Origin of the sequence: Pseudomonas sp. BTN1 (assembly GCF_001907715.1) — a bacterium.
GTDB lineage: Bacteria > Pseudomonadota > Gammaproteobacteria > Pseudomonadales > Pseudomonadaceae > Aquipseudomonas > Aquipseudomonas paracarnis.
Map to the genome: position 1 here is coordinate 1 of NZ_MPBM01000055.1, position 10,333 is coordinate 10,333.

10 protein-coding genes are annotated in these 10,333 nt (G+C 61.5%); 5 read left to right on the forward strand and 5 right to left on the reverse strand.

Going from position 1 to position 10,333, the window contains the following annotated elements; genetic code table 11:
* A partial coding sequence (locus BMH52_RS24685; protein ID WP_073845355.1) for a LysR substrate-binding domain-containing protein occupies nucleotides 1-674 on the reverse strand: 674 nt, incomplete at its 3' end.
* A gap of 94 nt (nucleotides 675-768) precedes the next feature.
* On the opposite strand from BMH52_RS24685, the gene BMH52_RS24690 reads away from it, so the two are divergent.
* The 4 genes from BMH52_RS24690 to BMH52_RS24705 all read left to right on the forward strand — a co-directional run bounded on the left by BMH52_RS24690 (nucleotide 769) and on the right by BMH52_RS24705 (nucleotide 5,280).
* Nucleotides 769-1,953, forward strand: coding sequence for an MFS transporter (locus BMH52_RS24690; RefSeq protein ID WP_072434646.1), 1,185 nt, complete (start codon nucleotides 769-771; stop codon nucleotides 1,951-1,953).
* Between the two features lie 59 nt (nucleotides 1,954-2,012).
* Entirely contained in the window at nucleotides 2,013-2,495 is a 483-nt protein-coding gene (locus BMH52_RS24695) for a VOC family protein (RefSeq protein ID WP_032902950.1), read from the forward strand.
* Nucleotides 2,496-2,740: 245 nt separating this feature from the next.
* Entirely contained in the window at nucleotides 2,741-4,117 is a 1,377-nt protein-coding gene (locus BMH52_RS24700) for a cystathionine beta-synthase (RefSeq protein WP_073845357.1), read from the forward strand.
* Complete coding sequence (locus tag BMH52_RS24705) at nucleotides 4,114-5,280, forward strand: cystathionine gamma-synthase (protein WP_019817159.1); 1,167 nt, start codon at nucleotides 4,114-4,116, stop codon at nucleotides 5,278-5,280. The genes BMH52_RS24700 and BMH52_RS24705 overlap by 4 nt, the downstream gene beginning before the upstream one ends.
* Nucleotides 5,281-5,402: 122 nt before the next feature.
* Here BMH52_RS24705 and BMH52_RS24710 read toward each other — a convergent pair whose 3' ends face one another.
* Entirely contained in the window at nucleotides 5,403-7,601 is a 2,199-nt protein-coding gene (locus BMH52_RS24710) for an OsmC domain/YcaO domain-containing protein (RefSeq protein ID WP_072434650.1), read from the reverse strand.
* Nucleotides 7,602-7,746: 145 nt separating this feature from the next.
* On the opposite strand from BMH52_RS24710, the gene BMH52_RS24715 reads away from it, so the two are divergent.
* Nucleotides 7,747-8,325 carry a cysteine hydrolase family protein gene (locus BMH52_RS24715; RefSeq protein ID WP_073845358.1) on the forward strand — a complete coding sequence of 193 codons (579 nt, stop codon included), beginning with the start codon at nucleotides 7,747-7,749 and terminating at the stop codon, nucleotides 8,323-8,325.
* Between the two features lie 108 nt (nucleotides 8,326-8,433).
* Here BMH52_RS24715 and BMH52_RS24720 read toward each other — a convergent pair whose 3' ends face one another.
* From BMH52_RS24720 to BMH52_RS24730, 3 genes are read right to left on the reverse strand one after another with little or no spacing between them, the layout of a single operon-like run.
* Nucleotides 8,434-8,883 carry an NUDIX hydrolase gene (locus BMH52_RS24720; protein ID WP_034127586.1) on the reverse strand — a complete coding sequence of 150 codons (450 nt, stop codon included), beginning with the start codon at nucleotides 8,881-8,883 and terminating at the stop codon, nucleotides 8,434-8,436.
* Complete coding sequence (locus tag BMH52_RS24725; protein WP_072434652.1) at nucleotides 8,876-9,673, reverse strand: nucleotidyltransferase domain-containing protein; 798 nt, start codon at nucleotides 9,671-9,673, stop codon at nucleotides 8,876-8,878. The genes BMH52_RS24720 and BMH52_RS24725 overlap by 8 nt, the downstream gene beginning before the upstream one ends.
* Nucleotides 9,670-10,149 carry an ATP-binding protein gene (locus BMH52_RS24730; protein ID WP_072434653.1) on the reverse strand — a complete coding sequence of 160 codons (480 nt, stop codon included), beginning with the start codon at nucleotides 10,147-10,149 and terminating at the stop codon, nucleotides 9,670-9,672. The genes BMH52_RS24725 and BMH52_RS24730 overlap by 4 nt, the downstream gene beginning before the upstream one ends.
* Between the last annotated feature and the right edge of the window lie 184 nt (nucleotides 10,150-10,333).

The window sequence follows — 10,333 nt, forward strand, 5'->3', positions numbered from 1 at the left end:
CCGCTGTTCCCCTCAATCGTCCCCGCCACCTTCAACGAAAACTCCCGCCCCCCCACCCGAAACGGCCAATCCGGCGCCGCCCTACGGAAGTTGAAGCGCAGGCAGTTGTGTTGCAGTAAATCCTGCGGCGTCACGGGGGTGCCATGCCGTGCCAGGTACTCCGGTGAAGCAACGATAACCTGCCCGGTAGAGCCGATAAGGCGAGCAGTCAGGGGGCTGTCGGCGAGGGGGCCGAAGCGGATGGCAACGTCGGCTTGGCCGCCGAGAATATCCACGACTTCATCGCCGAGCATCAGGTCGACGACGATGGCGGGATAGCGGGCGCTGAAGGCGGCGATCAGGGGGACGATGGTCATGCGGCCGTGGGCCAGTGCGGCGCTGACGCGCAGGCGTCCGCGTGGGGCGCCCTGGTCGGTGATGGCGTCTTCGACTTCGGCCATGTCGGCGAGGATGCGTCGTGCGCCGCGCAGGTAGGCTTCGCCTTCGGCGGTGAAGGTGATGGCGCGGGTGGTGCGCAGCAGTAAACGGGTGCCGATACGCTGTTCGGTGCGGGTGATGAGACGGCTGATGGCCGATGGGGTCAGCCCCAAGGCCCTTGCCGCACCCGACAGGCTGCCGTGCTCGGCGACCATGGTGAACACTTCCATCTCTCCCGACCGCCCGCCGATGTCCATTTGTGCCTCCTGCGCAAAGCTGTAGTTCCCAACCAGGGGCTACTGCTGCAAAAGGCAGGATTGTAGCATTTGGCTCACAGATGAGGAGTCACCCATGCGTATCAATCCACCCCTTGTAGCATTGTCCGTCGGTGCCTTTGGCATCGGGGTCACAGAGTTTGCCCCTATGGGCATGTTGCCCGGTATCGCCGCTGATCTTAACGTCTCCATTCCCGCTGCGGGGCTGTTGGTAAGCGCCTACGCCATGGGCGTGCTGATTGGCGCGCCGATCATGACCCTGGCGACGGCCAGGGTGCCCCGTCGTTATCTGCTGATCGGGCTGATGGCGATTTTTACCCTGGGTAATTTGCTGTCGGCGTTGGCCAGCAACTACCAGACATTGATGATCGCCAGGCTGGTGACGTCGCTCAATCACGGAGCGTTCTTTGGGATTGGCTCAATTGTGGCCGCAAGCCTGGTGGCGCCCGAGAAGCGCGCGGGCGCTGTGGCGGCGATGTTCATGGGGCTGACCCTGGCAACCATTGGCGGCGTACCCCTGGCGACCTGGTTTGGCGAGAACTTTGGTTGGCGCACCGCGTTCTGGGGCATCAGTGGGCTTGGCGCGGTGGTCATGGCGGCGCTGTGGCGGGCCCTGCCCAATACTCCCGCGCCCAAGGGTGGCGGCCTGATGGCGGAAATCCGTGTGCTGGGGCGCGGGCCGGTGCTGGCCGCGCTGGCCCTGACCGTGGTGGGCTCGAGTGCGATGTTTACGGTATTCACCTACATCGCGCCGATACTGCGCGATGTCACCCATGCCTCGACCAACTTCGTCACCGGGATGCTGGTGCTGTTCGGAATCGGGCTCACCCTGGGCAATGTGTGGGGTGGCAAGTCAGCGGACCGCTCAGTGGACCGCACTTTGATCATCTCGCTGGTGGTGTTGATTGCCGTGCTGTTGGCCTTTTCGGTGCTCATGCAATGGCCGCTGCCCGCTGCGCTGTCGATCCTGCTGTGGGGCGCTGCCAGCTTTGCTCTGGTGCCGCCGCTGCAGATGCGGGTGATGGAGGCCGCCAAAGACGCGCCTAACCTGGCTTCGGCGATGAACATCGGTGCGTTCAATTTTGGCAATGCGATTGGTGCGGCATTGGGTGGCGCGGTGATCAATGTCGGGCTGGGCTACCCAGCCATTTCCCTGGCAGGCGCACTGATGGCGGGCCTGGGCTTGCTGATGGTATTGGGGCTGAGCTGGCGTTCGCGGCGGGCCGACGCACGCGCTGGCCGGGAGGCGGTGCAAGCCTGAGTAGCGTTGCAGGTTGTTCGTCTAGACTTCATGCACCTTTCAACCCGAGGAGCCTTGCCATGAACAACAAGAATACGATCTGCCTCTGGTACAACGGCGATGCCCTGGCGGCAGCGACCTTCTACGCCAACACCTTCCCCAACAGCGAAGTAAAGGCCGTACACCGTGCGCCTGGCGACTATCCGGCTGGCAAGCAGGGAGATGAGTTGACCGTGGAGTTCACCGTACTGGGTATCCCCTGCGTGGGCCTCAATGGCGGCCCCCTGTTCAAGCACAGTGAGGCGTTTTCCTTTCAGGTGTCTACCGAGGATCAGGAGGAAACAGACCGCTTGTGGCACGCCATCATCGACAACGGTGGGCAGGCGAGCGCTTGCGGTTGGTGCAAGGACAAGTGGGGGCTGTCGTGGCAGATCTCGCCGCGGGTGTTGGTCGAAGCAGTTACCAGTAAAGATCCTGCCGTCGCCAAGCGTGCATTTGAAGCGATGATGACCATGACCAAGATCGACATCGCTGCCATCGAAGCCGCCATTGCCGGGAACTGAACGGTGGGAGCGCTCGAGCCCTAGCGAGGCCGCGATGGCGGTGGGTCAGGCAGCGCAAATGCCAACTGCACCACCGCCATCGCAGGCAAGCTCCCACATCTGGATTGCGCGCCCTCTCCCATGCGGCAAAAAAAGTCATACAACGGACGCCCGGTTGCGACACGGGCGATACCGGCCTATGTTCCAAGCCATGCTGTTTTTTTGCTGCCCCCCGCCCTACGTCCATCCCGTAACCAGGAGACGACATGCCCACGCCTTCACGCCCTGCCGTACTTGAACTGATCGGCAACACCCCGCTGGTCAAGGTCAGCCGCTTCGATACCGGCCCCTGCACGCTGTTTCTCAAGCTTGAATCGCAAAACCCCGGTGGTTCCATCAAGGACCGCATCGGCCTGGCGATGATCGACGCCGCTGAACGCGACGGTCGCTTGCGCCCGGGCGGTACCATCATTGAAGCCACCGCCGGCAATACCGGCCTGGGCCTGGCGCTGGTGGGCCGGGCCAAGGGTTACCGGGTGGTGTTGGTGGTGCCCGACAAGATGTCCACGGAAAAAGTGCTGCACCTCAAGGCCATGGGCGCCGAGGTGCATATCACCCGTTCCGATGTGGGCAAGGGCCACCCCGAGTATTACCAGGACGTGGCGGCACGTTTGGCCAAAGGTATTCCGGGCTCGTTCTTCGCCGACCAGTTCAATAACCCGGCCAACCCCTTGGCCCACGAGACCAGTACCGCGCCGGAGATCTGGGCGCAGACCCAGCACGATGTGGACGCGATTGTGGTGGGCGTCGGCTCGGCCGGCACCCTCACCGGCCTCACGCGTTTCTTCAAGCGCGTGCAACCCGAACTGGCCATGGTGCTGGCCGACCCGGTCGGTTCGGTGATGGCCGAATACAGCCGCAGCGGCACCTTGGGAACCCCCGGTTCCTGGGCCGTTGAAGGCATAGGCGAGGACTTCATCCCCTCGATCGCCGACCTGTCCAGCGTGCGCCACGCCTACTCCATCAGCGATGCCGACAGCTTCGACCACGCCCGCCAATTGCTAAAGGCCGAAGGCATCCTCGGCGGCTCATCCACCGGCACCCTGCTCGCCGCGGCCTTGCGCTACTGCCGCGAGCAAACCGAGCCCAAGCGCGTGGTGACCTTTGTTTGCGACACCGGTACGCGCTACCTGTCGAAGGTTTACAACGACCAGTGGATGAACGACGCGGGCCTGCTGCAGTACAAACACTACGGCGACCTGCGCGATCTGATCGCGCGCCGCTTCGAAGACGGCCGCGTGATCAGCGTAAGCCCCGACGACACCCTGCTCACCGCCTTCCAGCGCATGCGCCTGGCGGACGTGTCGCAACTGCCGGTGCTGGTCGATGGCCAGGCCCTGGTGGGGGTGATCGACGAGTCCGACATCCTGCTGGGCCTGCACCACGACGCCGCGGATTTTTCCATGACCGTCGCCAGCGCCATGACCAACACCCTGCATACCCTGGCCCCCAGCGCCAGCCTGGCCGAACTGCAGGCTGAACTGGATCGCGGCCTGGTCGCCATCATTGCCGACGCCTCAGGCTTTCACGGCCTGATCACCCGCGTCGACCTGCTTAACCACCTACGGAGATCCCTTGCATGAGCCAGCCCGATAAAAGCGCGTTTGCCACCCGTGTGATCCACGCCGGGCAGTCACCCGACCCGACCACGGGCGCGCTGATGCCGCCGATCTACGCCAACTCCACCTACCTGCAAGACAGCCCCGGCGTACACAAGGGTTTTGACTATGGCCGCTCCCATAACCCCACGCGTTTCGCCCTGGAACGCTGCGTGGCCGACCTTGAAGGCGGCAGCCAGGCATTTGCGTTTGCCTCGGGGCTGGCGGCGATCTCTACCGTGCTGGAACTGCTAGATGCTGGAGCGCATATCGTCTCGGGCAATGACCTGTACGGCGGTACTTTCCGGCTGTTCGACAAGGTGCGCCAGCGCAGTGCCGGGCACCGCTTCAGCTATGTCGACCTCAGCGACTTGTCGGCGTTTGAAGCGTCATTGCAGGACGACACGCGCATGGTCTGGGTCGAAACCCCAAGCAACCCGCTGCTGAGCCTGACCGACCTGCGCGCCGTGGCCCGCATCTGCCGTGCCCGCGGGATTATCTGCGTGGCCGACAACACCTTTGCCAGCCCCTGGATCCAGCGCCCGCTGGAGTTGGGCTTCGACATCGTGGTGCACTCCACCACCAAATACCTCAATGGGCATTCTGATGTGATCGGTGGTATCGCTGTTGTCGGTGATAACGCTGAATTGGCCGAACGCCTGGGCTTCCTGCAAAACTCCATCGGCGCCATCGCCGGGCCGTTCGATGCCTTCCTGACCCTGCGCGGGGTAAAAACCCTGGCGCTGCGCATGGAGCGCCATTGCAGCAATGCCCTGGACCTGGCCACCTGGCTGGAGCAACAGCCGCAAGTGTCACGGGTTCACTACCCGGGCCTCAAATCCCACCCACAGCACGACCTGGCCAAGCAGCAAATGCGCGGCTTTGGCGGGATGATTTCAGTGGACTTGAACAGCGACCTGGCCGGCGCGACGCGCTTTCTGGAAAACGTGAAGATCTTCGCCCTGGCCGAGAGCCTGGGGGGCGTGGAAAGCCTGATCGAGCACCCGGCGATCATGACCCATGCCAGCATCCCGGCGGCGACGCGGGCGCAATTGGGGATTGGCGATGGGCTGGTGCGGTTGTCGGTGGGGGTTGAGGATGTGGAGGATTTGCGCGCCGATCTGGCTCAGGCCTTGGCCCACATTTAACCGCCATGATCGTTCCCACGCTCTGCGTGGGAATGCAGCCAGGGACGCTCTGCGTTCCCAAGCGTGACGCAGAGCGTCACCGAATGCGTTCCCACGCAGAGCGTGGGAACGATCATTGCGTATCAGCCCTGGGTGATGTTGGCCCGCGCCGCATGCAGCTTCTTGTAGCTGTCAATCAGGCGCAAATGCCGGTCCAGGCCTTCCAGCTTCATGCTCGTCGGCGTGAGCCCATAAAAGCGCACACTGCCGTCGACCGAGCCGATCACCGCGTCCATGCGCTCGTTGCCAAACATGCGCCGGAAGTTGGCCTCGTAGTCAGCCAGTTCCAGGTCCTCATCCAGTTCCATCTCCAGCACCGCGTTCATCGCCTGGTAAAACAGGCCGCGCTCAACGGTGTTGTCGTTGTACTGCAGGAACATCTCTACGCATTCCTTGGCCTCTTCATACTGCTTCAGCGCCAGGAATATCAGCAGTTTCAGCTCCAGGATGGTCAACTGGCCCCACGCGGTGTTGTCATCGAACTCAATGCCAATCAGCGTAGTGATATCGGTGTAGTCGTCCAGTTCGCTTTCTATCAGACGCTCGACCAACGCCTGCAACTCATCCTCGCTGAGGCGGTGCAGGTTGAGGATGTCTTCGCGGAAAAACAGCGCCTTGTTGGTGTTGTCCCAGATCAGGTCATCCACCGGGTAGATTTCCGAGTAGTCCGGCACCAGGATGCGGCAGGCGGTAGCGCCCAAGTGCTCATACACCGCCATGTACGACTCTTTGCCCATGCCTTCGAGGATGCCGAACAGCGTGGCGGCTTCCTGGGCGTTGGAGTCTTCGCCCTGGCCGGAGAAGTCCCACTCGACGAATTCATAATCCGACTGAGCACTGAAGAAGCGCCACGACACCACGCCGCTGGAATCGATAAAGTGCTCGACGAAGTTGTTAGGTTCGGTGACCGCCTGGCCTTCGAAGGTCGGCTGCGGGAGGTCGTTCAAGCCTTCGAAGCTACGGCCTTGCAGCAGCTCGGTGAGGCTGCGTTCCAGCGCCACTTCCAGGCTCGGGTGCGCGCCGAACGAGGCGAACACGCCGCCGGTGCGCGGGTTCATCAAGGTCACGCACATCACCGGGAACTCACCGCCCAGGGAGGCATCCTTGACCAGCACCGGAAAGCCCTGGGCTTCCAGGCCTTCGATACCCGCCAGGATGCCCGGGTACTTGGCCAGCACTTCGGCGGGTACGTCCGGCAGGGCAAATTCGCCTTCGATGATTTCGCGCTTCACCGCCCGCTCGAAAATCTCCGACAGGCACTGTACCTGGGCTTCGGCCAAGGTGTTACCCGCGCTCATGCCGTTGCTCAGGTAGAGGTTTTCGATCAGGTTGGACGGAAAATACACCACCTCGCCATCGGACTGACGCACGAACGGCAGGGAGACAATGCCACGGGCTTCGTTGCCGGAGTTGGTGTCGAACAGGTGTGAACCGCGCAGCTCGCCCTCGCGGTTGTAGACTTTCAGGCAGTAGGCATCGAGGATTTCACTCGGCAGCTCATCGTTGGGGCCCGGCTGGAACCAACGCTCGTCCGGGTAATGCACGAACGGCGCGTTGGCCAGATCCTCACCCCAGAACTGGTCGTTGTAAAAGAAGTTGCAGTTCAGGCGCTCGATGAACTCACCCAGCGCCGACGCCAACGCGCCCTCTTTTGTCGCGCCTTTGCCGTTGGTAAAGCACATCGGCGAATGGGCGTCGCGGATATGCAGCGACCACACGTTGGGCACGATATTGCGCCACGAGGCAATCTCGATCTTCATGCCCAGGCCCGCGAGAATCGCCGACATGTTGGCGATGGTCTGCTCCAGCGGCAGGTCCTTGCCGGCAATGTAGGTGCCCGCTGCGGACGTGGAGTTGGGCATCAACAACGCCTGGGCATCGGCGTCGAGGTTGTCGACTTCCTCAATCACGAATTCCGGCCCGGCCTGCACCACCTTCTTCACGGTGCAGCGGTCGATGGAACGCAGGATGCCTTGGCGGTCCTTGTCGGAGATGTCTGCGGGCAATTCGACCTGAATCTTGAAAATCTGGTTGTAGCGGTTTTCCGGGTCGACGATGTTGTTCTGCGACAGGCGAATATTCTCGGTGGGAATATTGCGCGTCTGGCAGTACAACTTCACAAAGTACGCCGCACACAACGCCGACGAAGCCAGGAAGTAGTCGAATGGCCCCGGTGCCGAACCGTCGCCCTTGTAGCGGATGGGCTGGTCGGCAATGACCGTGAAGTCATCGAACTTGGCTTCAAGCCGAAGGTTGTCGAGAAAGTTGACCTTAATTTCCATGCGGGCACACCAGAATAACGAGCTAAACAAATTGGCCGCCATTATGAAGCGTTTCGCCGGGAAGTCTCAGGGATTTGCGTATGGGCTGCCGATCGGTGCTAACTTCCAACCAGTTAGATAATGTTCACCTCTGCCAGGACAGGCCATGGAACCGATAGCGACTAACGCCGCATTGTTGATCATCGATATGCAAAAAGGCATGGCCGATCCCACCCTTGGCCGCCGCAACAACCCAGACGCCGAGCTGCGCATACAGCAATTGCTCAATGCCTGGCGCCAGGCGCAACGCCCGATCATTCATGTGCGGCATATCTCCCGCTCTGCCGCTTCAGTGTTCCGGCCAGGCCAGCCCGGCTGTGAGTTCCAGGATGCGCTGCACCCCCTGGCCCAGGAGCATGTGGTTGAAAAAAACGTACCAGATGCGTTCAGCGCCACGGGCCTGGAGCGCTGGCTGCACCTGCGCTCGATCCAGCAGTTGGTAATCGTCGGGGTCATCACCAACAATTCAGTGGAATCCACCGCACGCTCGGGCGGCAACCTGGGGTTCGACGTGATCGTGGCGGCGGATGCGTGTTTTACCTTCGATCAAACCGACTTGTCGGGGCGGCTGTGGGCCGCAGAGGATGTGCATGCGTTGTCGCTCAGTAACTTGGCGATGGACTATGCAAGGGTGTTCAATACCGGGGAAATATTAGATCCATGTAACCCGCGATGCGCTTTTTGATGCATGCTGCACCTGTGGCGAGGGAGCTTGCTCCCGTGACAGCCCTAAAGCTGCCGCTTACCTAAATGTCGCCCCGATTCGCCTGCCCCCATCGTTCATGGAAAACGGCTAAAACACCCCGGCATCCTCCAGCATTTGCGGCAACGCCTGCGGCCATACCGTATCGCTCGTCGCGAGCAGCGCCTCTGCCGACCACCAATGATGATCCGCCATCACCTGGGTCTCCTCTACTGTCCATTCGGCCCTGGAAAGCGCGTCGCTGGATGCATGCACAACGAAGTACCGCTCTACTGCCAACACGGTTTCACCGCTGGGTAACATCAACGGGAAACTACGCTCTGCCACGGATTCCCCAACGCTGCTGACGGTGATACCAGTCTCTTCGCGCAACTCACGAATCGCAGCGCTGTGGAAGCTCTCCCCTGCCTCCACGCCACCGCCGGGCGTGGCCCAGTAATCCTGGCCGGCCAGGGCGCCGTCTTTATGCACGAAGCGAAACAGCAACACTTGCTGTGCAGGGTTGATGACCAGTAATCGTGCGGCTTTGCGTTCACGCATCTGATTGATTCCTTTCTATGAGGGCCGAAACCATCCAGCTCAGAAACGCCCGTAGGCGTGTCGTAAATGCCTCGCCCTCGGCGCTCGGGTTGCGTGCTTCAAACAGGAAGTAGGCGATTTGCACGCGCATGTTCGGGTAATGCTGGACGAACAGCCCGACGTAGTCTTCCAGGGTTTGCGGCCAGTTTTGCGCATCTTCCGCTCGCAGGATGTGGGTGGCGCGGATCAAGGCCCGTGATGCTTCCCGCTGCAGGCCAAGCCGCGTGTGTTCAGGGCTGGCCTGTTCAATGCGCACCAGGTAAGTCGTGAGCGCCTGTTCAAAATCACCATTGACCGCCAGGGCGATGGCGCGGGACGGGCGAAACGGTTCGACGTGCAGTGACAGGTCTTCGCCCCAGAGACAGCGGCAATGATGTTTGAGCCAGAAGCCCCAACTGTTTCGGTTTTCGGGCGCCAACACCTGGGCGCGGTGGCCGATGTCGAAGTCGATCTTGGTGACGCTCGGATGCCGTTGCTCCAAAGCGAGTCGGGCCGACTCCAATTGTTCAAGCACCGGCGCATTCGGTGGTTCGACCAGTATCAGTGAAAGGTCAAGGTCGCAAACTCCGGCCTCGCCCTCGCCCCGTGCAATGCTGCCATACAGGTAAATCCCGTGCAGCCCCAGCTCAGGCCGGGACAAAGTCGTGCAGATGTCCGTCAGCAGGGGCTGGAACTCGGGTTGTATAGGCGTATCGGCAACGGTGAGGATATAGCCATCGGCATCGATGCCAGCAGGTTTTTGGGTAGTCACGGGCGGTGCACCTCAATCACCAACCCTTCCTCTTCACTCGGCACACTGAAATGGCGAGTGATCAGGTCGAACTCGGCATCGCTGGCGGCAAAATCGTGGTCACCTCGGGCGTTGCGGGCGTGCAGGCGCGCACGACAGGTGGCATCGTCCAGCTCCAGGTAATGCAGGCAGTGCGGCACCTTGGCTGCCTGGGCCAGGCCGAGTAACCATTGACGATTGGCGAGGGTATTGGCCGGAAAATCCAGCACCACATTGACGCCGCACGCCAACAGATTGATCACCAGCGGCTCAAGTACCCCACGAACCTGTTGGGCACAGCGCAGGTAGTCGGCAATGCTCTGGATCTCGCCGGGATAGAGATTGGCAAGCCACTGGTCTTCACTGAGCACAATGGCCCCATGCTCGGCGGCCAGGGTCTTGGCGAGTGTGGACTTGCCGGCGGCGATCTTGCCGCAGAGCAGATGCAGGGTGGGCATAACGCGATTCCTCATGTCGGGCCAGGAAGAATGAGTCATATAGCCGCTGTGGTAAACATATGCAGGCATAGGTATCTACATAACGTTGTGGGCTGTAGCAGCAGACGGTAACCACGATGCGAAGCGAGCCGCTCTTGCTCTGCTTGTGATCTTGATCTCAGGCGCCCCGTTAAACCACGCTGGC